General features: G+C 69.7%; 29 protein-coding genes. 15 read left to right on the forward strand and 14 right to left on the reverse strand.

The features are described 5' to 3' along the window. Positions 1-71 precede the first annotated feature (71 nt). Complete coding sequence (locus OG875_RS15320) at positions 72-887, forward strand: hypothetical protein (RefSeq protein WP_330174790.1); 816 nt, start codon at positions 72-74, stop codon at positions 885-887. 93 nt (positions 888-980) lie between these two features. Here the strand turns inward: OG875_RS15320 and thiC are convergent, their stop codons facing one another. After that, complete coding sequence (gene thiC, locus OG875_RS15325; RefSeq protein WP_330174791.1) at positions 981-2792, reverse strand: phosphomethylpyrimidine synthase ThiC; 1812 nt, start codon at positions 2790-2792, stop codon at positions 981-983. A 207-nt stretch (positions 2793-2999) separates the two neighbouring features. Between thiC and OG875_RS15330 the strand changes: the two genes are divergently transcribed. Continuing rightward, positions 3000-4436 carry a YibE/F family protein gene (locus OG875_RS15330; RefSeq protein ID WP_330174792.1) on the forward strand — a complete coding sequence of 479 codons (1437 nt, stop codon included), beginning with the start codon at positions 3000-3002 and terminating at the stop codon, positions 4434-4436. A gap of 77 nt (positions 4437-4513) precedes the next feature. On the opposite strand, the gene OG875_RS15335 is transcribed toward OG875_RS15330, so the two are convergent. From OG875_RS15335 to OG875_RS15350, 4 genes are all read right to left on the reverse strand, one after another. Beyond that, the gene (locus OG875_RS15335) at positions 4514-4948 is read right to left on the reverse strand and encodes an SsgA family sporulation/cell division regulator (protein WP_330174793.1); all 435 of its coding nucleotides are present in this window, start codon (positions 4946-4948) and stop codon (positions 4514-4516) included. Positions 4949-5100: 152 nt separating this feature from the next. Continuing rightward, complete coding sequence (locus tag OG875_RS15340; protein ID WP_330174794.1) at positions 5101-5877, reverse strand: IclR family transcriptional regulator; 777 nt, start codon at positions 5875-5877, stop codon at positions 5101-5103. Positions 5878-6172: 295 nt separating this feature from the next. After that, the gene (locus OG875_RS15345; RefSeq protein ID WP_330174795.1) at positions 6173-6379 is read right to left on the reverse strand and encodes a DUF5326 family protein; all 207 of its coding nucleotides are present in this window, start codon (positions 6377-6379) and stop codon (positions 6173-6175) included. Positions 6380-6657: 278 nt separating this feature from the next. Beyond that, entirely contained in the window at positions 6658-6975 is a 318-nt protein-coding gene (locus OG875_RS15350) for a cupin domain-containing protein (RefSeq protein WP_330174796.1), read from the reverse strand. Between the two features lie 14 nt (positions 6976-6989). On the opposite strand from OG875_RS15350, the gene OG875_RS15355 reads away from it, so the two are divergent. The 6 genes from OG875_RS15355 to OG875_RS15380 all read left to right on the forward strand — a co-directional run bounded on the left by OG875_RS15355 (position 6990) and on the right by OG875_RS15380 (position 11396). Beyond that, positions 6990-7370 (forward strand): phage holin family protein, encoded by a 381-nt coding sequence (locus OG875_RS15355; protein ID WP_330174797.1) that lies wholly within the window; start codon positions 6990-6992, stop codon positions 7368-7370. A gap of 5 nt (positions 7371-7375) precedes the next feature. Continuing rightward, positions 7376-8533 (forward strand): cystathionine gamma-lyase, encoded by a 1158-nt coding sequence (locus OG875_RS15360; protein WP_330174798.1) that lies wholly within the window; start codon positions 7376-7378, stop codon positions 8531-8533. A 251-nt stretch (positions 8534-8784) separates the two neighbouring features. After that, positions 8785-9678, forward strand: coding sequence for a LysR family transcriptional regulator (locus OG875_RS15365; RefSeq protein ID WP_330174799.1), 894 nt, complete (start codon positions 8785-8787; stop codon positions 9676-9678). Between the two features lie 52 nt (positions 9679-9730). Further along, on the forward strand, positions 9731-10210 hold the full coding sequence (locus tag OG875_RS15370; RefSeq protein ID WP_330174800.1) for an NUDIX hydrolase: 480 nt from the start codon (positions 9731-9733) through the stop codon (positions 10208-10210). A 186-nt stretch (positions 10211-10396) separates the two neighbouring features. Beyond that, on the forward strand, positions 10397-10897 hold the full coding sequence (locus OG875_RS15375; RefSeq protein WP_330174801.1) for a DUF2269 domain-containing protein: 501 nt from the start codon (positions 10397-10399) through the stop codon (positions 10895-10897). A 34-nt stretch (positions 10898-10931) separates the two neighbouring features. Continuing rightward, on the forward strand, positions 10932-11396 hold the full coding sequence (locus OG875_RS15380) for a GNAT family N-acetyltransferase (RefSeq protein WP_330174802.1): 465 nt from the start codon (positions 10932-10934) through the stop codon (positions 11394-11396). A 61-nt stretch (positions 11397-11457) separates the two neighbouring features. Here OG875_RS15380 and OG875_RS15385 read toward each other — a convergent pair whose 3' ends face one another. Beyond that, positions 11458-12834 (reverse strand): serine hydrolase domain-containing protein, encoded by a 1377-nt coding sequence (locus tag OG875_RS15385; RefSeq protein ID WP_330174803.1) that lies wholly within the window; start codon positions 12832-12834, stop codon positions 11458-11460. 193 nt (positions 12835-13027) lie between these two features. On the opposite strand from OG875_RS15385, the gene OG875_RS15390 reads away from it, so the two are divergent. The 3 genes from OG875_RS15390 to OG875_RS15400 all read left to right on the forward strand — a co-directional run bounded on the left by OG875_RS15390 (position 13028) and on the right by OG875_RS15400 (position 15133). Then, complete coding sequence (locus OG875_RS15390; protein WP_330174804.1) at positions 13028-13636, forward strand: TIGR04222 domain-containing membrane protein; 609 nt, start codon at positions 13028-13030, stop codon at positions 13634-13636. 176 nt (positions 13637-13812) lie between these two features. After that, entirely contained in the window at positions 13813-14295 is a 483-nt protein-coding gene (locus OG875_RS15395) for a GNAT family N-acetyltransferase (RefSeq protein WP_330174805.1), read from the forward strand. A gap of 271 nt (positions 14296-14566) precedes the next feature. Beyond that, positions 14567-15133 (forward strand): dihydrofolate reductase family protein, encoded by a 567-nt coding sequence (locus OG875_RS15400; protein WP_330174806.1) that lies wholly within the window; start codon positions 14567-14569, stop codon positions 15131-15133. 188 nt (positions 15134-15321) lie between these two features. On the opposite strand, the gene OG875_RS15405 is transcribed toward OG875_RS15400, so the two are convergent. After that, a complete protein-coding gene (locus tag OG875_RS15405) occupies positions 15322-16611 on the reverse strand; it encodes an FAD-dependent monooxygenase (RefSeq protein ID WP_330174807.1) in 1290 nt (429 codons plus the stop codon). 355 nt (positions 16612-16966) lie between these two features. Further along, a complete protein-coding gene (locus tag OG875_RS15410; RefSeq protein WP_330174808.1) occupies positions 16967-17302 on the reverse strand; it encodes a hypothetical protein in 336 nt (111 codons plus the stop codon). A 221-nt stretch (positions 17303-17523) separates the two neighbouring features. On the opposite strand from OG875_RS15410, the gene OG875_RS15415 reads away from it, so the two are divergent. Further along, complete coding sequence (locus OG875_RS15415) at positions 17524-17898, forward strand: hypothetical protein (protein WP_330174809.1); 375 nt, start codon at positions 17524-17526, stop codon at positions 17896-17898. A 45-nt stretch (positions 17899-17943) separates the two neighbouring features. On the opposite strand, the gene OG875_RS15420 is transcribed toward OG875_RS15415, so the two are convergent. Beyond that, a complete protein-coding gene (locus OG875_RS15420; protein WP_330174810.1) occupies positions 17944-18345 on the reverse strand; it encodes a hypothetical protein in 402 nt (133 codons plus the stop codon). A 438-nt stretch (positions 18346-18783) separates the two neighbouring features. After that, positions 18784-20259: a replicative DNA helicase gene (dnaB, locus tag OG875_RS15425; RefSeq protein ID WP_330174811.1), complete on the reverse strand. Its 1476-nt coding sequence runs from the start codon at positions 20257-20259 to the stop codon at positions 18784-18786. Positions 20260-20680: 421 nt separating this feature from the next. Here dnaB and OG875_RS15430 point away from each other — a divergent pair, with 421 nt between their 5' ends. Then, a complete protein-coding gene (locus OG875_RS15430) occupies positions 20681-22042 on the forward strand; it encodes an MATE family efflux transporter (protein WP_330174812.1) in 1362 nt (453 codons plus the stop codon). 198 nt (positions 22043-22240) lie between these two features. Here the strand turns inward: OG875_RS15430 and rplI are convergent, their stop codons facing one another. The 4 genes from rplI to rpsF form a co-directional block, all read right to left on the reverse strand. Further along, positions 22241-22687: a 50S ribosomal protein L9 gene (rplI, locus tag OG875_RS15435; protein WP_330174813.1), complete on the reverse strand. Its 447-nt coding sequence runs from the start codon at positions 22685-22687 to the stop codon at positions 22241-22243. An 18-nt stretch (positions 22688-22705) separates the two neighbouring features. Further along, positions 22706-22942 (reverse strand): 30S ribosomal protein S18, encoded by a 237-nt coding sequence (gene rpsR / locus OG875_RS15440; protein WP_003967857.1) that lies wholly within the window; start codon positions 22940-22942, stop codon positions 22706-22708. Positions 22943-22985: 43 nt separating this feature from the next. Continuing rightward, entirely contained in the window at positions 22986-23609 is a 624-nt protein-coding gene (locus OG875_RS15445) for a single-stranded DNA-binding protein (protein WP_330174814.1), read from the reverse strand. 83 nt (positions 23610-23692) lie between these two features. Next, on the reverse strand, positions 23693-23983 hold the full coding sequence (gene rpsF, locus OG875_RS15450) for a 30S ribosomal protein S6 (RefSeq protein WP_073787253.1): 291 nt from the start codon (positions 23981-23983) through the stop codon (positions 23693-23695). Between the two features lie 283 nt (positions 23984-24266). Between rpsF and OG875_RS15455 the strand changes: the two genes are divergently transcribed. Together OG875_RS15455 and OG875_RS15460 are read left to right on the forward strand one after the other, a co-directional pair. Beyond that, the gene (locus OG875_RS15455; RefSeq protein ID WP_330174815.1) at positions 24267-24593 is read left to right on the forward strand and encodes a hypothetical protein; all 327 of its coding nucleotides are present in this window, start codon (positions 24267-24269) and stop codon (positions 24591-24593) included. Between the two features lie 143 nt (positions 24594-24736). Then, entirely contained in the window at positions 24737-25855 is a 1119-nt protein-coding gene (locus OG875_RS15460; protein WP_330174816.1) for a lipid II:glycine glycyltransferase FemX, read from the forward strand. Positions 25856-26007 lie beyond the last annotated feature (152 nt).

The raw sequence follows: 26007 nt of genomic DNA on the forward strand, positions 1-26007 counted from the left end.
TAGCAGGCTCTCCTCCGTTCTCGCCCACCGCCCGCCACGAGCGGGCGATCCGGCCGACGGAGCACCGGGGGATGCACATGAACAGCGCTCCGCATCTGCTGAACGAGGATCGCGCCGAGTTCGAGCGAATTCTCGACGAGACGCTGCGCCACGCGCACGACCGTCCGGACCTGGCCGATGTCGGAAAGCGGCTCACCGCCGAACAACTGCGCACGATGGCTCTCCACGCGACGTCTCTGATAACCGCCACCGCCGCCGACGAGTACGAGTACTACACGAAGGTCCGCGAGGAGTTCCGCCACCCGGCCCCGCCGTCGGCCGACTCCGTTTCCGCGCCCTCGGTGGCCGGGGCCACCGAGACCGGCGCGGGGCTGGCCGCGATCGTCGCCGTCCTGGTGCCGATCCTGGCGGCCGCGGCGGCCGTCGTCTTCCTGTGCGTCGGCTACGTGCTGAGAATGCTCAGCCCGGTCCCCGCCTTCTCCGCGACGCTGCTGACCGTCGGCTGGTTCTTCGGTGCCGTCACGGCCGTCGGCCTGGCCGTGGCGGCGGCCGGGCTGCTGATCACGGCCCTGCGCAACGGCGCGACCCAGGTCACGGCCGACGCGTCGGACCCCGCGTGGCCCGACGAGGTGGCCGGGGCGCGTGAGGCGTGGCGGGAGGCCGTACTGGTACGCGGTCTGCTGCCCTTCCTGCGCGACGCCCTGGCCGCACCCGCCGTGAAGCCGGCGCCGAAGGCCCGCCCGGCCCAGCATCTGCCGAAAATGGGCTACAGCCGCCCGAACTTCTCCAGTCCGGGCGACGGCGCGCCGGCCGGCCGCCGCCCCAGCTACTCCAGCCCGGACTTCTCCAGCCCCGACTACGGCGGGCCCGAGCACCACCCGGAATGAGCCGGGGCGTCCCACGGACGGACGGGCGGGTCCCCGGCCGGACCACGGACCGGCCGGGAACCCACGACCGCCGAGCGGCGGCCGGTCGGTCAGTCAGTCCGCCAGCGGCAGGTACACGCGGTTGCCGTTCGCCGCGAACTCCTTGGACTTCTCCAGCATCCCCGCCTCGATCTCGTCGTCCGAAGCGGAAGAGAGCAGGTCAGGGGCGAACTGCTCTGTGATGCTTCTGCTGATCTTCATCGAACAGAATTTCGGCCCGCACATCGAGCAGAAGTGCGCGGTCTTCGCCGGTTCGGCGGGCAGCGTCTCGTCGTGGAACTCCCGTGCCGTGTCCGGGTCGAGTGCCAGATTGAACTGGTCCTCCCAGCGGAACTCGAACCGCGCGTCCGACAGCGCGTCGTCCCACTCCCGCGCCCCCGGATGCCCCTTGGCCAGGTCAGCCGCGTGCGCCGCGATCTTGTACGTGATCACGCCGGTCTTCACGTCGTCGCGGTTGGGCAGGCCCAGATGCTCCTTGGGGGTCACGTAGCAGAGCATCGCCGTCCCCCACCAGGCGATCATCGCCGCGCCGATGCCCGAGGTGATGTGGTCGTACGCCGGGGCGATGTCCGTGGTCAGCGGGCCGAGCGTGTAGAAGGGCGCCTCCTCGCATATTTCCTGCTGAAGGTCGATGTTCTCCTTGATCTTGTGCATCGGGACATGGCCCGGACCCTCGATCATGGTCTGCACCTGGTGCCGTTTGGCGATGGTGTTCAGCTCGCCGAGCGTGCGCAGTTCGGCGAACTGCGCCTCGTCGTTGGCATCGGCGATCGAGCCGGGGCGCAGGCCGTCACCGAGCGAGTACGTGACGTCGTACGTGGCGAGGATGTCGCAGAGCTCCTCGAAGTTCTCGTACAGGAACGACTCCTTGTGGTGCGCCAGACACCACGCCGCCATGATCGAGCCGCCGCGCGAGACGATGCCGGTCTTGCGACGGGCCGTCAGGGGCACGTAGCGCAGCAGGACGCCCGCGTGCACGGTCATGTAGTCGACGCCCTGCTCGGCCTGTTCGATCACGGTGTCCTTGTAGATCTCCCAGGTCAGCTCCTCGGCGCGGCCGTCGACCTTCTCCAGGGCCTGGTAGAGCGGCACGGTGCCGATGGGAACGGGGGAGTTGCGCAGCACCCACTCACGGGTGGTGTGGATGTTGCGGCCGGTGGAGAGATCCATCACCGTGTCGGCGCCCCACTTGGTGGCCCAGGTCATCTTGTCCACCTCCTCCTCGATGGAGGAAGTGACGGCCGAATTGCCGATGTTGGCGTTGACCTTCACCAGGAACCGCTTGCCGATGATCATCGGCTCGATCTCGGGGTGGTTGACGTTGGCGGGCAGCACCGCGCGGCCGGCGGCGATCTCCTCGCGTACGACCTCGGGCGGGACGTTCTCCCGGAGGGCGACGTACTCCATCTCCGGGGTGATGTCGCCCCGCCGGGCGTACGCGAGTTGGGTCACCGCCCGGCCCTCGCGGCCCCGGCGCGGCTGGCGCGGACGGCCGGGGAAGACCGCGTCGAGATTGCGCAGGCCGCCCCGGGGCGAGGTGTGCTTGAGGCCGTCGTCCTCGGGGCGGACGGGCCGCCCCGCGTACTCCTCGGTGTCGCCGCGGGCGACGATCCAGTTCTCCCGGAGCGGTGCGAGTCCGCGCCGTACGTCGGTCTCGACGGTGGGGTCGGTGTACGGCCCGGACGTGTCGTACAGCGTGACGTCCTCGCCGTTGGTGAGGCGCACCTGACGGACCGGCACCCGGAGGTCGGGGCGCGAGCCCGCCAGATATCCCTTGTGCCAGCCGACGGGCCTGCTGGAGGTGTCGGAGCTGTGGGAACCGTCGGAGCTGTCGGAGGCAGACGTGCGTGTGTCCTGAACGGTCATTGGAGACCTACTCCCTACGCCGGCATTACCCGGTAACAGGTTCGGCGGTCGACGCAGCTCAGGGGTCCGGGGAAGCCCCGGAACTCCACAGTCAGCGTCCTCTCAGCCCGGTGCTCCGAGCTCCCGCGTGTGTAAAGGCATGACCACGCTAACGCGATGTCCGGCGTGCTGAACAGAGGGCCTGCCCTGTCTTGCGATGATCGGTCGGTGACCTCACCCCAGCAGAGACCCGATCCGCATGGCCACTCGCACGGCCATTCGCACAGCCATGGACCGGCCGCGCCGGTCTCGCAGCACCTGCGCAAGGTCATCGCCGCGGTGCTGATTCCCTTCGCCACGGCGGTCGTCGTGGGACTCGTGGTGCTCTGGCCCGGCGGCGCCCCCGCCCATGAACGCACCGGTGTCGGCTTCGACCGGCAGACCGAGCAGGGCCAGGTGGTGAAGATCGAACAGGTCGACTGCAAGGACGTCAACGCCGCTCAGGTCCCGCCGACGGACGACACCTCCGCGCCCCAGGGGCGTGCGGCGCAGCGTGCGCAGAACGGGGACTGCGTCAAGGCGACGGTCGAGGTGATGTCCGGCAAGGACACGGGGCGCCGGTTCGTCGAGGTGGTCCAGCCGGACGCGCCGCGGCAGTTTCACGTGAAACAAGGCGTGGTGGTCGCCTACGCCCCGGACGCGCCGCGCGATCTCCAGTACTCGGTCACCGATGTGGACCGTACGGTGCCGATGGCCGTGCTCGCCGGGATCTTCGCGCTCGCGGTGATCGTGGTGGGGCGGATGCGCGGGCTGATGGCGCTGGTCGCGCTGGTCATCTCGTTCGCCGTACTGACCCTGTTCATCCTGCCGGCGATTCTCCAGGGCTCGAATCCGCTGATCGTCGCGGTGGTCGGGGCGAGCGCGATCATGCTGATCGCGCTGTATCTGTGCCACGGGCTGACGGCCCGTACGTCCGTCGCCGTGCTGGGGACGCTGATCTCGCTGCTGCTGATCGGTCTGCTCGGGTCGGTGTTCATCGGCTGGGCGAGCCTGACGGGCAACACGGACGACAACACCGGACTGATCCACGGGCTGTATCCGGAGATCGACATGAGCGGTCTGCTGCTGGCGGGCGTGATCATCGGCTCCCTCGGCGTGCTGGACGACGTCACGGTGACCCAGACCTCGGTGGTGTGGGAGCTGCGCCAGGCGGACCCCGGCATGGGCCCGCGCGCGCTGTACCGGGCGGCGATCCGGATCGGGCGGGACCACATCGCGTCGGTGGTCAACACGCTCGTACTGGCCTACGCGGGTGCGGCGCTGCCGCTGCTGCTGCTCTTCTCGATCGCGGAGTCGAGTGTGGGGGCGGTGGCCAACAGCGAGCTGGTGGCGGAGGAGATCGTACGGACGCTGGTGGGGTCCATCGGTCTGGTGGCGTCGGTGCCGGTGACGACGGCGCTGGCGGCGCTGGTGGTGTCGGCCGACAGGCCGGGGTCGTCGTCGGGAGGCGGGGAGATGCCCGTGGCCTCGTCGGGCGCGCCTTCCGGGGCGCCGCCGCAGATGCCCTCACAGGTGCCGTCACAGGCTCCGTCGGGGTCACCGTCCGGAGGGCCGTTCGGCGGGCTCCGGACGCGCGGTGGCGGCGGGCGGCGCCGTAAGGCGTAGCCCGTGTGCCGGCGGTGTGCGGCGAGCGGCGCGGGGTGGACCGGCGCAGGGCGGACGGGGCCCGTGCGCCGGGTGGCTCAGCCGGCGTTCTCCTCGGCGAGGATCCGGCCGAGGGTCTCCTCCAGATCGGTCTCGAAGTCCCCGAGCGTCATCTCCTGACCGAGCGGCACCAGCCGGTCCGTACGGTCGAGGAAGGCCACCAGCGGTGGCGCGCTGACCCGGAACAGGGCGTGCTCGGAGCCGACCTGGAGCCTGATGTGAACGTCGGAGAGCTCCTCGGGCTCGGTCGGCGAGATGTACACGTCGCCGTCGCCGCTGGGCTCGTTGATGCCGTCGACCAGCAGTTCGCGGCCGAAGGCCCAGGTGACGGGGGCGTCGCCGGGCAGATGGAAGGTCATGCGCACCGCGTAGGGGTCCGTCGTCTCGTAACGGAGTTCCACGGGAATTCTGAAGGAGAGCTCTTCCGACACAAGAAAATTCATCAGGACTTCGGCCTGGACCAACTCGCGCATCGTGGACCCCGCAGTGGATGACGGAAAGTTACGGAGAGTAAGAAATTCAGAGGGTTTTTGAGGGGTTTAGTGGTGGAACTGCCACTACTGAAGCCCCTTGATCCTCTTCTTTATCGTCCAACACGCAGAAACGGATCACAAGGAGTGATATTTCAGATACTGATAGAGAATTCCAGAGATCCGATCAAGTTTTCGAACTCTTTGCATAGTCGTTCGACGGCGGGGAGCAATCGCTCCTCCTGATGGAGGGGCAGGGACGTCGCGAGGGCGCCGACGGTCGCCCCGGCCCGGATGGGTACGGCGGCGCAGACATGGCCGAGCGCGTACTCCTGTCTCTCCAGCACAGGACCCGTACGCCCCATGGTGCCCAGGCGCGAGAGCAGGGTGCGCCGGTCGGCGACGGAGTACGGGGTCAGCGGGCCCACGGGGTGCCGGTCCAGATGGTCCCGGCGGGCGTCCTCGTCGAGCTGGCTCAGCAGGCACTGGCCGATCGCGTGGGCGTGCGCGGTCTCGCGGAAGTCGGCCCATTCGGCGACGGCCGGCGCGGCGGGACTGTCGGCCACCGCGACGATCTCGATCTCGCCCTCGCGGTAGACGCCGAAGTACACCGGGGCGCCGATCAGGTCGCGGCAGCGCTCCATCGACTCGGCCATCGTGCGCCGGGCCGGACCGGGCCCCGGTCCCGCGCCGCTCACCAGCCGGTCCACCGCGTCCCCGAGGAAGAAGACGCCCTTCTCCCGGCGCAGATAGCCCTCGTGGGTCAGCGTCCGCAGCAGGTGGTACGCGGTGGGCAGGGGCAGCCCCGCCTCCCGTGCGAGCTGTTTCGCGGGGGCGCCGTTCGGATGGGCACCGGCCGACTCCAGCAGACGCAGCGCGCGCCGCACCGAACCGATGAGGGTAGGGGCAGCTGCCGTGGACGCTGTGGCCAAAGGTCACCCCCAGGCGTACTGACGGGCGTGCGCCCGCTCGCGGGGGCCGCCCCCGCGTCTGCCACATCCCGGGGAACCGGGACCGGAGTCCGAGGTCCGGCACCGCTCATTCGCACAATGCGCTGGTCAGATCGACCATGGACGCTGTTTTCGCAGGATGTGGCGGAGGCTTGCCACTCTAATGGCAGCTTCTGGAGTGGGAGTCGTTTCGTCCGTGCCTTTCCCCCGCGCGGGCTAACGGCCGGGGCGTTGGGTTGCCCCGGCGCGCCGGGCGAGGGGCGGTCGGCGGGGCCGGTCAGTCGCGGTGCGAGGACGACGACGTGAACGTGCGTACGGCGTAGACGAGCCCGCCGACCAGCGCCACCAGGATCAGCAGTTTGAAGAGCAGCCCGATCACGAAGCCGACCACGGTCGCGATCAGTCCGCCGAACACGAAGAGGACGATCAGGGGCAACGCGATCCACTTCACCCACCAGGGCATTCCCGCGACAATCTCCCGCACCGCCATCGTCCCTACCTCGTTCCGTGAGTGCCCGAAGCCCTCAGCACCTGAAGCCCCGGTGCGTGAAGGTGCCTGAAGGTGCGTGCCCGCGTGAGGCGCGTGGCCCGCGTGAGGTCCGCCCCCACTGTCTCCGATGCTAGAGCGGCGCGGACCGGAGCGGAGGGCCCGCGGCCCTGGCTCTCCCCTGATCCGACCCTGACGCCGGGGTGGGGTCGGCGCCCGCCGGGCGCGCCCGGGGCGGTACCGGCCGGGCGCCGAGGGCGGTACGCGCGGCGGCCTCAGCCCTCCGGTGGCGAGAAGACGACCATCACCCGCAGGTCCTCGGTGATGTGGTGGAACTTGTGCGGCACCCCGGCCGGGACGTAGACGACGCTGCCGCGCCCGACGAGGGTCGTCTCCATGCCCACGGTGATCGAGGCGCGCCCGCTCATGACGAGGTAGACCTCGTCCTGGCGGTGCGGCTGCTGCGGGTCGACGGTGCCGGCGTCCAGCGCGTACAGACCGACGGACATGTTCCGTTCCCGGACAAATTGCAGATAAGCGCCGTCGTTGGCGGCACGTTCCGCCTCCAGCTCGTCAAGTCGGAAAGCCTTCATGCCACGATCACATCATGAAGAATTTCGTAGTCAAGACGATCGCCAACGCGGGTGCGCTGGCCGTGGCGATCTGGCTGATCAATGACATCACCCTGACCGGCGACAGCACCGGCGCGAAGGTCCTGGCGCTGGTGGTGGTCGCGCTGATCTTCGGTGTGGTCAATTTCGTCGTCAAGCCCATAGTCCAGCTGCTGACGCTGCCGCTGTTCATCGTCACCCTCGGCCTGTTCACCCTGGTCGTGAACGCGCTGATGCTGCTGCTGACCTCCTGGCTCGCCGACGTGTTCGACCTGAGCTTCCACGTCGAGGGCTTCTGGACCGCCCTGCTCGGCGGCCTCATCATCTCTGTCGTGTCGTGGGCGCTGAACGTCGCGCTGCCCGACGACAAGGACTGATCGCCGTGGCGAGCGAGACCGGCACCACGCCGGACCCCGCGCACGGGGTGGGAGAGGGCACCCGCGCCGTACGGGCCGGGCTGCCCGAGCCGGTGAAGTACGAACCGACCCTGCCGGGTCCGGTGTTCGCCGCCCACTTCCATCTGCCGGGCGAGCCGACCGGCCCGTACACCTACGGCCGCGACACCAACCCCACCTGGACCCATCTCGAACGTGCCATCGGCGAGCTGGAGGCCCCCGGCCGGGCCGTCGAGACGGTCACCTTCGCCTCCGGGATGGCCGCGATCTCCGCGGTGCTCTTCTCCCAGCTGCGCACCGGCGACGCGGTCGTGATGCCGGACGACGGGTATCAGGCGCTGCCACTGCTGCGTGAGCAGCTCACCGCGTACGGGATCGAGGTACGCACCGCGCCCACCGCCCGTGACGCGCAGCTCGACGTGCTGGCCGGCGCCCGGCTGCTGTGGATCGAGACCCCGTCCAACCCCGGACTCGACGTCTGCGACATCCGCCGGCTGGTGCGGGCCGCGCACGACCAGGGCACCCTGGTCGCCGTCGACAACACGCTCGCCACCCCGCTCGGCCAGCGCCCCCTGGAACTGGGCGCGGACTTCTCGGTCGCCAGCGACACCAAGGGCATGACCGGGCACGGCGACATCCTGCTGGGCCATGTGACCTGCGAGGATCCCGAACTGGCCGCGGGCGTACGGCGCTGGCGCAAGATCGCCGGGGCCATCCCCGGACCGATGGAAGCCTGGCTCGCCCACCGTTCGCTGGCCACGCTCCAGCTACGGATCGACCGGCAGTGTTCGAGTGCCCTGCTCCTCGCGCGGGCGCTGCGCGGGCGCCCCGACGTGACCGGTCTGCGCCACCCCGGGCTGCCCGACGACCCCTCGCACGCCCTCGCGTCCACGCAGATGCGGCGTTACGGGTGTGTGGTGTCGTTCGTCCTGCCCGGCCTGGACCACGCCGAGCGCTTCCTGGACGGGCTGCGGCTGGTGGACGACGCGACGAGCTTCGGCGGACTGCGGTCGACGGCGGAACGGCGGGGACGGTGGGGCGGGGACGACGTACCGGAGGGCTTCATCCGGTTCTCCGTGGGCGCCGAGGACCCCGACGACCTCATCGCCGACGTGCTGCGCGCCCTGGACGGCGCCGCGCGCTGATCGGCCGGCCCCGATCCCGGCCGACGTCCCGACGTCCCGACGTGAGACGGGCGGTCCCGAGCCTCCCCCCTCGTGACTCGGGCCGCCCACGGGTTCCACGCGCGAAGAACCACGTCCACAAGGCTAATTGACTCTGCGTCAGTGTCCAATCACCCTGACGACAGCGACCTATCGACTTATTTATAGTTGGATGTCCCGACGACGGGCCCCGGGACGGGTCCGCGCGGGACCGGAACGTGAGGAGGGCCGCCGTGGACCTGACCCTGCTGCGCACCTTCCTCACCGTCCACCGCGCCGGCTCGTTCACCCGCGCCGCCGCCCTGCTCGGGCTCTCCCAGCCCGCGGTCACCGGCCAGATACGCACCCTGGAGCGCCAGTTGGGCCGCCCGCTCTTTCTGCGCCAGGCCCGGGGCGTCACCCCCACCACCATCGGCGACGAACTCGCCCACCGGGCCGCGCCGCACCTCGACGCACTGATCGAGATCACCGAGACCGGGCTCGACGAGGAGTCGGGGGTGCGGACGCTCCATCTCGCGGGACCACCGGAGTTCACCTCCGTACGCGCCCTGCCCGCGCTCACCCCGCTGATCAGCCAGGGCCTCGCGCTCCGCGCCTCCTTCTTCACCAACCCCGAGGAGACCCTGGACGGCCTCGCCGCCGGGCACCACGACCTCGGCATCACCACCGCACGGCCACGCGGCGGACTGCTCACCGCGACCCCGCTCTGCGACGAGGAGCACGTCCTGGTCGCCTCGCCGCGCTGGGCGGCCCGGCTGGGCCACGACGTGCTGCGCGAGGGCCATGTCGTCCTGGAACAGCTGCCGGTGGTGGAGGTCCACGAGTCGCTGCCGCTGGTCTCCCGCTACTGGGCGTCGGTCTTCGACTCGCGGCCGGCCGCGGCGGGCGCGGTCATCGCGCCCGACCTGCGCGCCGTGCTGGAGAGCGCCGCGGCGGGCGCCGGACTGGCCGTACTGCCCCGCTATCTGTGCGCGCCCGCGCTGGAACGCGGCGAGATCGTCGCGCTCTACGACCCGCCGGTGCCCCCGCTGCGCACCTACTTCCTCGTCGTACGCACCGGCACGCTCGCTCTGCCGCACATCGCGCGGGCGCACGAATGGCTGCTGCGCGCTTCGGTCGACTGGTGACCGCCGAGCCCCGGGGAGTTTCGACCGGCCGGTATCGGGCCACCCTCTTCCCATGACCGAACGGCCCGTGGTCAAGCGCACCGCACGCGCCATCCTGCTCGACGGCGACCATCTCGTCCTCATCAAGCGCACCAAGCCGGGTGTGGATCCGTACTGGGTGACGCCCGGCGGCGGGGTCGAGCCGGACGACGCCACCGTGGTCGCCGCGCTCCACCGCGAGGTGGACGAGGAACTCGGCGCCAAGATCACCGACGTCGTGCCCTGCTTCGTGGACACCGTCGAACACATCGCGAACGCCGGAGTCACCGGGGTGAAGGTGCAGCACTTCTTCGTCTGCCGCCTCGAATCGATGGACCCGGACCTGCGGCACGGGCCGGAGATGGACGAGCCGTGCGGGGAGTACGAGATCGTACGGGTCCCGTTCAGCCGGGTCGGGATCGCCGCCGTCCATCTCGTACCGCTGTCGCTGAGGCACTATCTGGACGGCAACATCGAGGGCGTACGGGCGATGCACGCTCCCGACCTGGGCTGAGGAGACCCGGCCGAGGCCGCGGACCGGGGCTCGGCCGCCGAACCGGCCGAATTCGCCCGCTCGGGCCGGAGCGGTCCTGCGGTCCGTCCACGGCCCCCTGGGCTCGCCGCGTACGCCGAGGCGAGTACGGCTGGTTACTCCCCCGGTGAGACGACCTCCGGTCCGAAGCACGACACCGTGTTTCACGTGAAACCACTGAAGCGACCCGTCCGCCGGGCCCTCCTTGTCGTCCATGTCGCCGTCTCCGTGAGCTGGCTGGGCCTCACCCTCGGCCTGCTCACCCTTGGTATCACCGCGTACGACACCGGCGACTCCACCCTCACCGAAGCCTCCTACCGTGCGATGAGGGTCTTCGCGGAGTGGCTGCTGGCGCCCGTCGCCCTGATCACCCTCGGCAGCGGTCTGGTGCTGTCCCTGGGGACTCCCTGGGGCCTTGCCCGGCACCGCTGGGTCTGGGTGAAGTTCTGGCTCACGCTCGCCACCGCCGCCGCGACGATCTTCTCGCTGCGGCCGGAGATCGAGCACGCGGCGGACAACGGCGGCGTGCCCGACATCAGCCTGGTCGTCGCGCCGTCGGTGGCGACCTCGGCGTATCTCTTCATGACCGTCGTCTCGGTGCTGAAGCCCTGGGGACTGACCCGGCGGGGGCGCCGGCTGCGGACGCGCGCGCGAAACATCCCGGCGTGACGCGAGGACACGGGCCGGGCGTAATCTGCGGCCCATGGACGATCTGCACATACGACCGGCCGACGCCGGTGACCTGCCGGAGATCGTGGCGCTGCTCGCCGACGACCCGCTGGGCGCGGCACGCGAGTCGCCGGACGACCTGGCCCTGTACCGCCGGGCCTTCGATCGGATCGCCGATGACCCGAACCAGTACCAGGCCGTCGCCGAGCGGAACGGCCGGGTCGTCGGGACGCTGCAACTGACGATCATCGCGGGTATCTCCCGCCGGGGCGCCACCCGGTCGGTCATCGAGGGCGTACGCGTGCACGCCGACGAGCGCGGCTCCGGCCTCGGCACCCGGCTGATCCAGTGGGCCATCGACGAATCCGCCCGCCAGGGCTGCCAGTTGGTGCAGCTGACGTCCGACGCGACGCGTACGGACGCCCTGCGCTTCTACGAGCGGCTCGGCTTCGTCGCGTCGCACGTCGGCTTCAAACTGAGCCTGGAGACCGGCAGCTAGACCCCGATCGAGAGGTGGCAGGGGGTTCGGTGAGGCCGTTCGTCCGGTTTCACGTGAAACATCACAGACCGCGCCAGCCCTGCTCATCCACCCCGCCCGGCACCGCGTCCCCCGGTTCGTACGGCTCACGGGTGTAGACGAAGGAGCCGAGATCGAGATGGCTCACCCCGCCGTCCGGGCGTCGGACGACCCTCAGCGTCTCCCCCGCGTAGTAGCCGTCGAGCCCCTTCCAGGTGCCGTCCGGCTGCGCCACGAACCGGGAGCGGCGGCCCGCCGCCCGCATCGGCCTGAAGTCCAGGCCGCGGTCCGCCGTCACCCGCAGGACGAACGGGGCCGCGCCCCAGTACCAGGGTCCGGTCAGCGACAGCAGTTCCTGATCGACCTCGGGCAGAGGCCGCCAGGGCTCGGGGATCCGGGGCTCGGCGTCCGCCACGATGCCGAGGAGCTCGGCGGCGACGGCACCGACCGCCGGCCCCGAGGTGGCGTTGGCCAGCGACACCGCGACCAGTCCGTCCTCGACACTCACCCAGAGCGCGGCGACGAAGCCCGGCAGGGAGCCCGTGTGCCCGACGAGTGTGCGTCCGCCGTGACGGACGAGCTGGAGGCCGAGCCCGTAACCGCCGTCCCACTCCCCGCCCTCGGGCGGCGTGGCGGGTGTGCGGGCCTCCCGTACGGACGCGGCGCTCAGCACCCGGTCGTCGCCCTCGGCGAGGAACGCGCCGAAGCGGCACAGATCGTCGGCGGTCGACCAGAGCTGGCCCGCCGGGGCCATCAGGCCCAGATCCTCGCTGGGCTCGGGCAGGATCGCGTCCGCCCACGGGTGCACGGCCCAGCCGCCGGCCGCCGGGGCGACGGGCTCGACGGTCGTACGCCGCATCGACAGCGGCTCCAGGATCTCCCGCCGCAGCACCTCCTCCCAGGAGGCGCCCCGTACGGCCTCGACCAGCGAACCGAGCAGCGTGTAGCCGGGGTTGGAGTAGTGGTGCAGTCGGCCGGCGGGATGCAGCAGGGGCCGCTCGCCGAGCACATCGGCCAGACCGGGGCGGGTCGTTCCCGGCGTCCGCTCCCACCAGGGCGCGGGCGTCTCGGCGGCCAGACCGGCCCCATGGCTGAGGAGTTGGGCAACGGTGACCTCGCCGACGCCCGTGCCGGGAAGATGCTTCTCCAGCGGGTCCGCCAGATCGAGCAGCCCCTCGTCGCGCAGCCGCAGCACCAGAACGGCGGTGAAGCACTTGGTGATCGAGCCGATCCGGTACTGGGTGTCCGCGTCCGGCTCGTGCCCGTCCACACAACTGCGCGCGCCCGACCAGACGGTGTGCCCGTCGCGCCCGACCGCGCCGACGAGCGAGGGGGCGCGGCCCTCGGCCTGCGCGGTGGCGACGCGGTGCAGCAAGGCCCGCCGCGTACCGGGGAGAAGTTCTTCGAAGGGTGAGGTCATGGTCCACATCTATCGGTAGGACACGGCCCCGTCGACTTCATATACGGACCCGTGCGGGCTGCCCTCCTACCGGGGCGGGTGCCCCCGCGTCCCGCACCTCAAGTCTTCCTCTGAACTGCCGCCGTGCTGTGCCTTGTTCGGGGCATCAGCCCCATACTGGCGAAAGGCGACATCGGGGACAGGGGGGATTCCTGTGCGGAAAACGATCCGGCGGCGTGTCTCGGCGGCCGAACGACCGCTGGACGCGTACGAGGTGGCCTATCTGGCCGGCGGACCTCAACGCGTGTGCGACACGGCGCTCTTCGCCCTGCGCGACCGGGGGGCCGTCACCGTCGCCGGCCCCCGGGTCCGCCCGGCCGAGGAGGGCGACGGGCTCGTGGAACACCCGGTGGAAGAGGCGGTCCTCGCCGCCTGCCCCTGGGGGAGAAGCCTGGCGGGCGTCGCCGCCTCCGTGCGCGGTGGACCGGAGGTCGCGGAGATCCGGCGCACCCTGGTGGCGCTCGGCCTGCTCACCCTCGCACGGCGCCGCCCGACCCGGGCGGGCGTGCGACGCCTGGAGGAGGCGAAGCGTGCGGGCACCTTCCCCGCGTACGTGATCGACGGCCCTCCCGCCCACCCCGACCGACGACTGCGCCGCGTCGTCGCGGCCACCTCGGTCCCCTCCGGGCTGGGACGGTCGCTGATCCGCCTGGCCAACTCCACCGACCCGGACCGTGACCGCGACACCCACCACGACCAGGACACGGGCTCGGGCTCGGGCGGCTTCGACTCGGGAGGCGGGGGAGGCGGGGGCTCCGACTAGCTCCGGGCGGCCCCGGCCGTACGCGGCGGCGAAAGGTGAGCCTGGACGGATCCGGCATCGGCCGCCCACCGCACGCCCGTTCACGGCCGCCACGTCGTGCCGGAAGCCGTCCTGTACGCGGCACACCGCGGAGCGATGGTGGACCGCTCCAGGGACGACGCGGCAGACTCGCGCACATGGTGCGCCTGCGCGTTCTCACGACCGACGACTGGCCGTTGTGGCGGGACGTGCGTCTCGCCGCCCTGACCGAGGCTCCGCACTCCTTCAAGTCCCGCCTCGGGGACTGGCACCACGGCGGGGAGGACCGGTGGCGGGCGCGGCTGGCCGTGCCGGGATCGCACAACCTCGTCGCGCTTCTTCGCGGGCGGACGGTGGGAATGGCCTGCGGGCTGCCGGTGGACGGCGACACCCGCGAGCTGAGATCGGTCTGGGTCAGCCCCGAGGCCCGGGGCCGCGGCGTCGGAGACCTCCTGGTCACAACGGTGGAGGAATGGGCCCGACGAACGGGCGCCACCACGCTGCGCTTGACGGTGCTCCCGGGCAACGAGCCCGCCGTGACGCTGTATCGACGCCACGGTTTCGACTTCTCCGGAGAGCTCGGAGACCTTCTGCCCGAGGACGGGGTCAGAGAACGACTGATGACGAGGAGCCTTCGCTGACGGGCGACCGGCCTGTACGATCTCGCCCCTCGTGACATGTCGATCTTGCGTGACCTGGGCGTTCTCGGCTGTCTCACCCATGATCGGTGTCACTTCCGTGGCACTTCCTCGCGAGGTCGCGGCCGGGATCAGGCGGGTTGCCCGAGTCGGTCGAGTGCACCACGCTGAGCCCCGGGTGCGAGGAGAACCGGCGAGCCCGGGTCGCGTGCCGATGAGTTTTCCGCGCCTCGCTGGTCCATACGCCGGACACCCACGGACGGAAGGCAGAGCCATGCGGAAACTGATCTACGGCGCGAACCTGACCCTGGACGGCTACATCGCCGCGCCCGGCGACGACATCAGCTGGGGCGGACCGCCGAGCCCCGAGCTGTTCCAGTTGTGGCTCGACCACGAGCAGGCGAGCGGCGTGGCGCTGTACGGGCGCAAACTGTGGGAGGCGATGAGCTCCCACTGGCCGACCGGCGACCAGCTGCCCGACGCCGGCCCGGCGCAGATCGAGTTCGCGCGGAACTGGCGGGACACGCCGAAGGTGGTGTTCTCCTCGACGATCGACACGGTCGACTGGAACGCCCGCCTGGTCACCGGTGACGCGATCGCCGAGATCACGCGGCTCAAGGCCGAGGACGGTGACCCCATGAACATCGGCGGCGCGACGCTCGCCGGGGCGGCCATGCGCGCCGGGCTGATCGACGAGTACGTGGTCGTCACCCATCCGGTCCTGGTAGGCGGCGGCACGCCGTTCTACAGCGCGCTGGACAGCTGGGTGAACCTGAACCTGGTGGAGACACGGACGTTTCCCCACGGCGTGGTCCTGACCAGGTACGAGACGAGGCGCTGAGCGGCTTCCCGCCGGCGCCGGAGCCCCATCACCCGTACAAGTGGGCGGCTTTGTACGTTCTCATCCATCGTGTCAGCGAGCCACGCCGGCGAGCCGCGTACTGACAACTGCCTTGAGACGAGACGGGTGAGCACTCCGGCTGGGATCAACGGGCCTGGACGTCACGGGTGGATGTCCCCATGATCCTGTCAGCTCCGGTGAGCGCCGAGGTGATCGGCGCTCACCGGAGCTGCGGAGTCCGGCACCCCCGCGTAGTCGGGCAGCTCGACGCCGTTGATCGCGCGCCCGACCAGCTCCGTGAACCAGTCGCCGGCGAAATCGGGGAGCGGCTCGGCGTCCGGCCCGGAGACGTCGCGGCTGCGGGCGTTCAACCGGCCGATCTCCTGGTTGGCCTCGACGAACGAGCGCATCCGCGCCTCGTAGCGGGCGAACCCGGCGTCGGGGTCCCATCCGGCGGCGGCCAGCTCTCCGGCCAGCAGGTAGGCACCGACCAGGGCCAGCCCGGTGCCCTGCCCGGACATCGGCGACGAACTGAACGCCGCGTCCCCGAGCAGTCCCACCCGTCCGCTCGACCAGCGGTCCATCACCACCTGGGCGACCTGGTCGAGGTAGAAGTCCGGGGTGTCGTCCAGGTGCGCGAGGATGTCCGGGGCCAACCAGCCCAGGCCCGCCATCCGTTCCCTCAGCAGGATCTTCTGGGCCGCGACGTCACGGTGGTCGACGTCGAAGTCGGCCGGGGCGAAGTAGAACATGGCCATCGCCCGGGTGGCGTCCTGGATGGGCCGCAGGAGGGCGGAGCGCCCGGACTCCTGATCCTGGTACTCCAGCAGCCAGCGGTCCAGCCCGAACTCGTTGGGCACACTGTAGAAGGCCAGCATGTGCCCGAGGTGGCGGAGGAACCGCTCGTGCGGCCCGAAGACCATCGCTCGCAGCTCCGAGTGCGGCCCGTCCGCCCCGACCACCAAGTCGAAGCGCCGCCGGTCGCCGCCCGCGAAGACCACGTCGACGCCGTCCGCGTCCTGGGCGAGCTCGGCGATCCGGTCGCCGAAGACGTACTCGACGCCCTCGCGGGTGTCGTCGTAGAGCACCTGGGACAGGTCCCCGCGCAGGATCTCGATGTCCGCGATGAACCCGTCGCCACCGTCGTCGTCGGCACGGAAGGTCTCCAGCACCTGCCCGTCCGCGTCCACGGTGTGCGCGCCGGCGGTGTCGGTGCACGCCGCCCGCACCGCCGCGTCCAACCCCATACGCCCGATGACCTCCTTGGCGACCCCGCGTGCGTCCACCGCCTGCCCGCCGGGACGCAGCTCGGGAGCCCGCTCCACCACGGTCACCTCGGCCCCCCGCCGGCGCAGCCAGTGGGCCAGCGCGGGTCCCGCGATGCTCGCCCCCGCGACCAGCACCCTGGGACCGCTCACCCGTGTCTCCTGCCCGCCCGTCCGGATCGCGTGCCCCTGGTCGGAGTCGTCGACGCTCATCACAGCCTCCATGTGCTTCCTCCCGCACCGGAACGTCCCCGGCACAGGACCACCGCTGTCGGTGTGTCCTGCCGTATCGACCACGGATCCGCACAAAACTCATCGGTCACGGCAGGCCCGATGAAAAACGCCAAGCCCGATGAGCCTCAGAACAACCCGGGCCGGCGAGACCGAGGCGGACCAGCCAGTGAGCGAGGCCGCCGCCCGGGACTTCGCCAGTGCCGCGCGCAGCACAGTGGGACGCTGAAAGGACCAGTGAGAACGCACGTGTAGGTTCTCACTTTCGGTGTCAGGCGCCGCCGCTGTGACAAGGATGTTTCCCTTCAGTCTCACGACGTGTCGGCCAGCTGCTGTCTCAGAGCGATGTCGTTTCCTCAGACTGTCCGTCAGCCATCCGTTCCATCCACTCGCGCACCTTCACTGCTCGCTCGATGCGGCTGACGATGTTCTTCTTGGACGCCGTGTCCAAGGTCTCCGGGATCTTGTCGAAGGTGACCGGAAGGACGTCGAGCAGACCCCAGATCTGTTCGCCGGTGTTGACGGTCAGCAGTTGCTGGCACCTCCACTGCAGCGGCGTCTCGGGATGGTGCGTGAGCCGCTGCACGAGCGTCGGGAACAGGCAGTGTGTCGCCTCTGCGGCGAGGTGATCCCGGAGCCAGTAGACCGGGAGCCGCTGGCTGAAGCCATGCATGGCGGCCTCCTGGGCCAGGTTTAGGAGCTGAGCAGTGTCGACGGCTCGGACGGTGCGGGGGAGGTCGGGGTCATGCCGCGATGATGCCAAGAACCCCCCGCGGTGTCGGCATACGAACCTCCCCAGTTGCGTACGGACGAATGTCCCCGGCTCTGACCGCGGAAGCAGTGCGGCAGAGGATCTCGGTTGAGATGGATGCTCCGACCAGGGACACTCGCGCGATGAGCCACAGCACATCGTCTGAAGCGATCGAGCGAGGGTGGGACGAGCCCTGGTATCGGGTCCGCACGGAGGACTTCCAGGCGTCGTTCCTGCCCAGCGACGGCGAGGGCTTGGACGATGTCTGCAACGTCGATGTCTTCGTGACTCTGAAGGATGGATCTCGTTGGACTGCGACTGTGTTCACCGTCGCGGAAGTCGAGCGCCTGATGAAGCTCTGGGCAGGAACCGACGAGGCCCTTGGGGGCCGGTACTTCTGGGTCTCGGACGGTCTGATCGTCAGGGATCCGGGCATCGACAACATGACCGCCGTGATCGCCGGACTGATTGGGAGCGGCGAGTTCTCCGAGATCTTTCAGCGGGTGGTCAGCGACTGATCGAGTGCCCGGTCGGCGGAAGCGACGTGGCCTGACCAGCTCCGATCAGGACACCGGGCCCTCGCCCGGCGGGATGAAGGCGTCGGCGCCATCGGCATCCTCGACATGCCCCTGGGCATCGACCGTGATGGCTGTCGCCCGCCCCTGCGAGGTGATGAGCCAGGCCAGTACCTGCTTCGTCAGCGGCGTTCCTCCTGGCCCCTCATCCTTCCAGTGCACCAGCCACCCTCCACCCGGCACCGCGGCCACGACCTGGTCAGCTCGTTCCAAGTGGGAGAAGTCCTCGTAGTCCGTTACCGGACGCAGGGCGCCGCGCTTGGGATCGGCGACCAAGGCCGTCCCGGTCGCCTGGTCCCAGCCCTCCACACGCACCATGCGGCCGATCTCGGTGTCGGTGCCGTTGAAGATCGCGGTCCAGCCAGTCTGATTGAAATAGCGAAGAGACACCGCTCCATCATCTCGAACCTGGACTCTCGCGCTTCACAGGTCTCCTTGCTCTGCACGTTCATCCGTAGGCGGATCTGCACAAAGGCGAGTACGCCAACACGCGGGACCGAGAGGTCAGCTTGGCCGGGCCGCAATTTGGCGACGGGCAGACCCCCGGACTTCCTCGAACTCCTCGAAGGTGAGTTGTTCGGGGCCGTGGCCTTCCCATTCCGAGACGGGCAGCTCGGCGGTGATCCCGAATCTGCTGTCGTAATCACCGAGGCGGCCTGCGTCGCGGGCGCCTGGGCCGTACGGCAGTACGTGCACCAAGAGAGCTTGGAAGGTCCATACATTTGAGCGAATTCGGCCTCAAGAGCCTGGCGAATCTCACGACGATGTCGTATCCGACATCAATCCTGAGATTCCGACACGGGAAGTGAGGCCCTACAGCACGACCGCTCAGGTCTGCGCCATGTCCACGAAGCGGGAGTAGTGGCCCTGGAAGGCCACCGTGATGGTCGCCGTCGGGCCGTTACGGTGCTTGGCCACGATCAGGTCCGCCTCGCCCGCGCGCGGGGACTCCTTCTCGTAGGCGTCCTCACGGTGCAGGAGGACGACCATGTCCGCGTCCTGCTCGATGGAGCCCGACTCGCGGAGGTCGGAGACCATCGGCTTCTTGTCGGTGCGCTGTTCGGGGCCACGGTTCAGCTGGGAGAGCGCGATCACCGGCAGTTCCAGTTCCTTCGCCAGCAGCTTGAGGTTTCGCGACATGTCCGAGACCTCCTGCTGGCGGCTCTCCGCCCGCTTGGCGCCGCCGGACTGCATCAGCTGGAGGTAGTCGATGACGACCAGCTTCAGTCCGTTGCGCTGCTTGAGACGGCGGCACTTGGCGCGGATCTCCATCATCGACAGGTTCGGCGAGTCGTCGATGTAGAGGGGGGCCTGGGAGACGTCCGGCATCCGGCGGGCCAGCCGGGTCCAGTCCTCGTCCGTCATCGTGCCCGAGCGCATGTGGTGCAGCGCCACCCGCGCCTCGGCGGAGAGGAGGCGCATGGCGATCTCGTTGCGCCCCATCTCCAGGGAGAAGATCACGCTCGGCAGGTTGTTCTTGATGGACGCCGCGCGCGCGAAGTCCAGCGCGAGCGTCGACTTGCCCATCGCGGGACGGGCCGCGATGACGATCATCTGACCGGGGTGCAGCCCGTTCGTCAGCGAGTCGAGGTCTGTGAACCCCGTCGGCACACCGGTCATCTCACCGCTGCGTGAACCGATCGCCTCGATCTCGTCGAGCGCGCCCTCCATGATGTCGCCGAGCGGCAGATAGTCCTCGCTGGTGCGCTGCTCGGTCACCGCGTAGATCTCCGCCTGAGCGGAGTTGACGATCTCGTCGACGTCGCCGTCCGCCGCGTATCCCATCTGCGTGATCTTGGTGCCCGCCTCGACCAGCCGGCGCAGCACCGCGCGCTCGTGGACGATCTCCGCGTAGTACGACGCGTTGGCCGCCGTCGGCACCGTCTGGACCAGGGTGTGCAGATACGGCGCCCCGCCGACGCGGGTGATCTCCCCGCGCTTGGTCAGCTCGGCGGCCACCGTGATGGGGTCGGCCGGCTCGCCCTTCGCGTACAGGTCGAGGACCGCCTGGAAGACCGTCTCGTGCGCCGGGCGGTAGAAGTCGTGGCCCTTGATGATCTCCACGACGTCGGCGATGGCCTCCTTGGAGAGCAGCATGCCGCCGAGCACGGACTGTTCGGCTTCGAGGTCCTGGGGCGGCACCCGCTCGAAGCCGGGCGATCCGCCCTCCCACGGGGTGTCCCTGCCGCGTTCGTGCTGCTCCTCGCGGCCTCTGCCCTCGCCCCGGCGCTGGCGGGAGACGGGCAGACGATCGCTCGGTCCGGCTTCGGTCCAGGGGCCCTCCAACGGCTCGGGAATGCTCACCGGCCACCTCCTCCCGTCCGCCCGGCGGACCTCGCCGTGCCCTCTTTCTACGGCACGGCACTGACAAATCTGGTGGCCAGGCTCCGGTTCCGGCGCGTCGGACGTCGGTCCACGGTAGGCCCGTCGGGACCGTCCGCCAATCTGGTTATCCACAGGCCATGTGGACGAAGGACCATATGCTGTGGAGAACTCCGGGGAACCTGTGCACGGACCGGGGGACAGCGTTGTGGACAACCTCGCGACGCTCGCCACACCATGGCTCTGACCTGCGATTTCTCCATCCACCGGCTGTGGGGGAGAAAAACTTTTCCGACCGGTCCACGATCCGAGCAAACGGCGCACAGCAGCGCCCGCCTCCCGCTGCAAGGTAAGGACCCCATCGGCATTGTGTCTCTTACCTGTGGAAGATTAGATTGAGCGCATGACACAGGTCCCCACGGCACCCGGGCCGGACTCCGGCGACCGGTCCACGGCCGGCCGCCGACGGCACGACCGCGAGATCGTGGCCCTCGCCCTGCCCGCCTTCGGCGCGCTCGTCGCCGAGCCCCTCTTCCTGATGGTCGACAGTGCGATCGTCGGCCATCTCGGCACCCCGCAGCTCGCCGGTCTCGCCATCGCCGCGGCCCTGCTCGGCACCGCCGTGAGCGTCTTCGTCTTCCTCGCGTACGCCACCACGGCCGCCGTCGCCCGCCGCGTCGGCGCGGGCGATCTCCCGGCGGCCATCCGGCAGGGGATGGACGGGATCTGGCTCGCCCTGCTGCTGGGCACCGTCGTGATCGCCGTGACCTTCCCCCTGGCGCCCTGGTTCGTCGACCTCTTCGGTGCCTCGGACACGGCCGCCCCGTACGCCATCACGTATCTGCGCATCTCCAGTCTCGGTATCCCCGCCATGCTCGTCGTCCTGGCGGCGACGGGTGTCCTGCGCGGCCTCCAGGACACCCGGACCCCGCTGTACGTCGCCATCGGAGGTTTCGCCGCCAACGCGGTGCTGAACGTGGCCCTCGTCTACGGCGCCGGGCTGGGCATCGCCGGTTCCGCCTGGGGCACCGTCGTCGCCCAGGTCGGCATGGCCGCCGCCTATCTCGTGGTGGTCGTACGGGGCGCCCGCCGCCACGGCGCCTCGCTGCGGCCGGACCTCGCCGGTATACGGGCGAGCGCCCACGCGGGCGTCCCCCTACTGGTCCGCACGCTCTCCCTGCGCGCGGTCCTGATGATCGCCACCGCCGTCGCCGCCCGCCTCGGGGACGCCGATGTCGCCGCGCACCAGATCATCCTCTCGCTGTGGAGCCTGATGGCCTTCGCGCTCGACGCCATCGCCATCGCCGGGCAGGCGATCATCGGCCGCTATCTGGGGGCGGGCGATACACGAGGGGCCAGAGAGGTCTGCCGCCGCATGGTGCAGTGGGGCGTGGTCTCCGGCCTGGGGCTCGGGGTGCTCATCGTGCTGGCGCGTCCGCTGTTCGTCCCGCTGTTCACCGGGGACCAGGTGGTCCAGGACACCCTGCTGCCCGCTCTGCTGGTGGTGGCGGTCACCCAGCCTGTCGCGGGCGTCGTCTTCGTGCTGGACGGTGTGCTGATGGGCGCCGGCGACGGCCCGTATCTGGCCAGGGCAATGGTCGTCACTCTGGCCGTCTTCGCCCCGGTCGCCCTGCTGGTGCCCGTGTTCGGGGGCGGGCTGACCGCCCTGTGGTGGGCCATGACACTGATGATGGGCGTCCGCATGCTGACGCTGTGGCTGCGTACCCGGTCCGGCCACTGGCTGGTCACCGGTGCCACCCGCTGAACGCCACGAGCACCCCGCGCCGGGCCCGGCACCCACGGCGCGCGCCACCTCGCCCCCGTACGGTTTCACGTGAAACCAAGACCAGCAGGGCCACGACCGAGGGCCGCACCCCCGGCTGGGGTGCGGCCCTCTCACTGTCTGCCGGTCACCGGGCGAACCCGGCGACCTGAGCGACTGAACACGCCTGGGCGCGAAAGCCTAGGCGGGCACGACCTCGACGCCGAACTTCGCGGCGACCTCGGGGTGCAGACGCACGGACACCTGGTGCGAGCCCAGGGTCTTGATCGGCGAACCGAGCTCGATGCGACGCTTGTCGACGTCCGGACCACCGGCGGACTTGATCGCCGAGGCGAGGTCGGCCGGGGTGACGGAGCCGAAGAGGCGGCCGGAGTCGCCGGAGCGAACAGCCAGACGCACCTTCACGCCTTCGAGGCGGGCCTTGATCTCGTTGGCCTGCTCGATGGTGGCGATCTCGTGGATCTTGCGAGCACGACGAATCTGCTCGACGTCCTTCTCGCCACCCTTGGTCCAGCGGATCGCGAAACCACGCGGGACCAGGTAGTTGCGGGCGTATCCGTCCTTGACGTCTACGACGTCGCCGGCGGTGCCGAGGCCAGAGACCTCGTGAGTGAGGATGATCTTCATGGTTGCGTCACCCTCCCTTTATCGCGCGGTGGACGTGTAGGGCAGCAGCGCCATCTCACGGCTGTTCTTGACGGCCGTGGCGACGTCACGCTGGTGCTGCGTGCAGTTGCCGGTCACGCGGCGGGCACGGATCTTGCCGCGGTCGGAAATGAACTTCCGCAGCATGTTCGTGTCCTTGTAGTCCACGTACTGGGTCTTGTCCTTGCAGAATGCGCAGACCTTCTTCTTAGGCTTGCGCACAGGCGGCTTCGCCATGGTGTTTCTCCTGTGTGATCAAGAAAGTGTGGAGCGAGCTGCCCTAGAAGGGCGGCTCGTCCGAGTAGCCGCCGCCGGAGCCACCGGAGCCACCGGAACCGCCGGAATTCCCGGAGTTCCCGCCCCAGCCGCCGCCTCCGCCGCCGCCCTGCTGGCCGCCGGCCGGCGCGCTGGTCGCCCAGGGGTCGTCGGAGGAACCTCCGCCGCCCTGCTGGCCACCACCACCGGGGCCGCCGCCCCAGCTGCCGCCGCCCTGCTGCTGGCCGCCGCCACCGCCGCCGTAACCACCCTGGCCACCGCGACCGGTGGTCTTGGTGACCTTGGCCGTCGCGGTCTTCAGGCTGGGGCCGACTTCCTCGACGTCCAGCTCGTAGACCGTGCGCTTGACGCCCTCGCGGTCCTCGTAGGACCGCTGCTTCAGCCGGCCCTGCACGACGACGCGCATGCCCCGCTGAAGCGACTCGGCGACATTCTCCGCAGCCTGACGCCAGACCGAGCAGGTCAGGAACAGGCCGTCGCCGTCCTTCCACTCGTTGGTCTGCTTGTCGAAGATGCGGGGAGTGGACGCGACACGGAACTTCGCGACCGCCGCCCCGGACGGGGTGAAACGCAGCTCGGGGTCGTCGACGAGATTGCCGACGACCGTGATGACGGTCTCGCCTGCCATTGGGTGAACCTCTCGGCGGGGATTGCTTCTACTGCTGGCTGCTGCTGGCTGCTACTCGGACCGATGACCGCTGAGCCGAGGGCTCAGTGGGTCTCGGGACGGAGGACCTTGGTCCGGAGGACCGACTCGTTCAGATTCATCTGTCGGTCGAGCTCCTTGACGATCGCGGGCTCGGCCTGCAGATCGATGACCGAGTAGATGCCCTCGGGCTTCTTCTTGATCTCGTAGGAGAGACGACGACGGCCCCAGGTGTCGACCTTCTCCACCTTTCCGTTGCCCTCACGGACGACGGAGAGGAAGTTCTCGATCAGCGGGGAGACTGCTCGCTCCTCGAGATCGGGGTCGAGGATGACCATCACCTCGTAGTGACGCATGTGGAACCCACCTCCTTTGGACTCAGCGGCCACGGTCGTTCCGTGGCAGGAGGGTCGTGATGCGTGCGCAACGGTATCGGCCACCACTGACAACGCCTCGGCGATCCCGCTCGACGAGCGGCGATCGCGTTCTGGCCAGGGCAGACACCGGTGCAGACCGTACAGACTACCCGCAGACCGGCTTCCGGTTGAAATCCGGCCGGGTTCGACCGCACTCTGGACACATCGGGGACGGGCGACGCTACGATGCGCCGCCCTCCGGCAAGGCGCCAGGAGGTGCCCCATGGCACAGGCAGTGCACCCGAGGACGCGGTCGAAGCCGACCGGTTCCCTCTTCGCCACCGATCACCGGCCCCATCCGCTCCAGGACACCCTGCTCTGGGTGACGGGGGTGCTGGGCGTCCTCGCCTTCATCACCGGAATGTTCCACAACCTGCATCTGCTCAGTTCCTGGGCGGGACTCGTCGGCATCCTCACGGGGCTGTACGGCCAGTTCCACTCGGTGACGACCCACGAACGGTTCGCGTTGATCATGGGCCTGGGGTCGTCGGCGGTCGGCTTCTACCTCGGCATGGCGCACGGCGGCCTCTTCGGCGGCGTGTTCGACTGACCCACCGGGTCCCCGGACCGGGACCCGCCGTGTCCTGGTCCGCCCCGTGCCCAAGCCGGGGCGCTCCCGCTGCAAGTAGGCTTCGGCGCGAGAGCCGGAGCCCCCCTATCTCCATGGGGACACATCTGCGAGGAGCGCCCCGCATGACCCTGACGCTGAGCACCATCAGTCGCGAGCAGCATCTGGCTTACATCCAGAGCCTGCCCGCGGCCAGCCACTGCCAGGTCCCCGCGTGGGCGGACGTGAAGACGGAGTGGCGCTCGGAGAGCCTGGGCTGGTTCGACAGGGACGGCCAGTTGGTCGGCGCCGGGCTGGTGCTCTACCGCCAACTGCCCAAGATCAAGCGTTACCTGGCGTATCTGCCCGAGGGCCCGGTCATCAACTGGTACGCCCCCAACCTCGGCGACTGGCTCCAGCCGATGCTCGCCCATCTGAAGCACCAGGGCGCGTTCTCCGTGAAGATGGGCCCCCCGGTGGTGATCCGCCGCTGGGACTCCGTGGCCATCAAGTCCGGCATCCAGGACCCGGACGTCAAGCGGCTGCGCGACGTCGAGGCCACCCACATCGAGCCGCGTGCCTTCGAAGTGGCCGACCGGCTGCGGAAGATGGGCTGGCAGCAGGGCGAGGACGGCGGGGCGGGCTTCGGGGACGTACAGCCGCGTTACGTCTTCCAGGTGCCGCTGGCCAACCGCTCCCTGGACGATGTCCTCAAGGGCTTCAACCAGTTGTGGCGGCGCAACATCAAGAAGGCGGAGAAGGCGGGTGTCGAGGTCGTCCAGGCCGGCTACGACGACCTGGAGGAGTGGCAGCGGCTGTACGAGATCACGGCCGAGCGCGACCACTTCCGGCCGCGGCCCCTCTCGTACTTCCAGCGGATGTGGACCGTCCTCAACTCCGAGGACCCCAACCGCATGCGGCTGTACTTCGCCCGGCACGAGGGGGAGAACGTCGCTGCCGCGACGATGCTCATCGTGGGCGGCCACGTCTGGTACTCGTACGGGGCGTCGGCCAACCACAAGCGGGAGGTCCGGCCCTCGAACGCGATGCAGTGGCGGATGCTGCGGGACGCGTACGCGATGGGCGCGACCGTCTACGACCTGCGCGGTATCTCCGACTCCCTCGACGAGACGGACCACCTGTTCGGTCTCATCCAGTTCAAGGTGGGCACGGGTGGCGAGGCCGTCGAGTACGTCGGCGAGTGGGACTTCCCGCTCAACAAGCTCCTCCACAAGGCTCTCGACATGTACATGTCCCGCCGCTGACCCGAGCCCGACACCGACACCGGCCCCGTCCCTGACACCGGCCCGGAACCGGGACCGGGCCGCCCATCGCCGGACGCGACGACGAATATCGCGCAAGGCCCCCAACACCCCAAGAACGCCCATATTCTTCATGTTCTTCATACACCGCAGCC

It is taken from the genome of Streptomyces sp. NBC_01498 (assembly GCF_036327775.1).
In the GTDB taxonomy this organism is placed as follows: Bacteria; Actinomycetota; Actinomycetes; order Streptomycetales; family Streptomycetaceae; genus Streptomyces.

What these genes read in the sequence shown, in the direction of transcription:
- OG875_RS15405 (WP_330174807.1), bottom strand. Translation starts at nt 16,611, where the DNA reads ATGAGCGTCGACGACTCCGACCAGGGGCACGCGATCCGGACGGGCGGG.
- OG875_RS15445 (WP_330174814.1), bottom strand. Translation starts at nt 23,609, where the DNA reads ATGGCAGGCGAGACCGTCATCACGGTCGTCGGCAATCTCGTCGACGAC.
- OG875_RS15455 (WP_330174815.1), top strand. Translation starts at nt 24,267, where the DNA reads ATGGCACAGGCAGTGCACCCGAGGACGCGGTCGAAGCCGACCGGTTCC.
- rplI (WP_330174813.1), bottom strand. Translation starts at nt 22,687, where the DNA reads ATGAAGATCATCCTCACTCACGAGGTCTCTGGCCTCGGCACCGCCGGC.
- OG875_RS15410 (WP_330174808.1), bottom strand. Translation starts at nt 17,302, where the DNA reads ATGCATGGCTTCAGCCAGCGGCTCCCGGTCTACTGGCTCCGGGATCAC.
- OG875_RS15335 (WP_330174793.1), bottom strand. Translation starts at nt 4,948, where the DNA reads ATGCGCGAGTTGGTCCAGGCCGAAGTCCTGATGAATTTTCTTGTGTCG.
- OG875_RS15430 (WP_330174812.1), top strand. Translation starts at nt 20,681, where the DNA reads ATGACACAGGTCCCCACGGCACCCGGGCCGGACTCCGGCGACCGGTCC.
- OG875_RS15400 (WP_330174806.1), top strand. Translation starts at nt 14,567, where the DNA reads ATGCGGAAACTGATCTACGGCGCGAACCTGACCCTGGACGGCTACATC.
- OG875_RS15385 (WP_330174803.1), bottom strand. Translation starts at nt 12,834, where the DNA reads ATGACCTCACCCTTCGAAGAACTTCTCCCCGGTACGCGGCGGGCCTTG.
- OG875_RS15370 (WP_330174800.1), top strand. Translation starts at nt 9,731, where the DNA reads ATGACCGAACGGCCCGTGGTCAAGCGCACCGCACGCGCCATCCTGCTC.
- rpsF (WP_073787253.1), bottom strand. Translation starts at nt 23,983, where the DNA reads ATGCGTCACTACGAGGTGATGGTCATCCTCGACCCCGATCTCGAGGAG.
- OG875_RS15415 (WP_330174809.1), top strand. Translation starts at nt 17,524, where the DNA reads ATGAGCCACAGCACATCGTCTGAAGCGATCGAGCGAGGGTGGGACGAG.
- OG875_RS15355 (WP_330174797.1), top strand. Translation starts at nt 6,990, where the DNA reads ATGAAGAATTTCGTAGTCAAGACGATCGCCAACGCGGGTGCGCTGGCC.
- rpsR (WP_003967857.1), bottom strand. Translation starts at nt 22,942, where the DNA reads ATGGCGAAGCCGCCTGTGCGCAAGCCTAAGAAGAAGGTCTGCGCATTC.
- OG875_RS15320 (WP_330174790.1), top strand. Translation starts at nt 72, where the DNA reads ATGCACATGAACAGCGCTCCGCATCTGCTGAACGAGGATCGCGCCGAG.
- OG875_RS15350 (WP_330174796.1), bottom strand. Translation starts at nt 6,975, where the DNA reads ATGAAGGCTTTCCGACTTGACGAGCTGGAGGCGGAACGTGCCGCCAAC.
- OG875_RS15460 (WP_330174816.1), top strand. Translation starts at nt 24,737, where the DNA reads ATGACCCTGACGCTGAGCACCATCAGTCGCGAGCAGCATCTGGCTTAC.
- thiC (WP_330174791.1), bottom strand. Translation starts at nt 2,792, where the DNA reads ATGACCGTTCAGGACACACGCACGTCTGCCTCCGACAGCTCCGACGGT.
- OG875_RS15395 (WP_330174805.1), top strand. Translation starts at nt 13,813, where the DNA reads ATGGTGCGCCTGCGCGTTCTCACGACCGACGACTGGCCGTTGTGGCGG.
- OG875_RS15380 (WP_330174802.1), top strand. Translation starts at nt 10,932, where the DNA reads ATGGACGATCTGCACATACGACCGGCCGACGCCGGTGACCTGCCGGAG.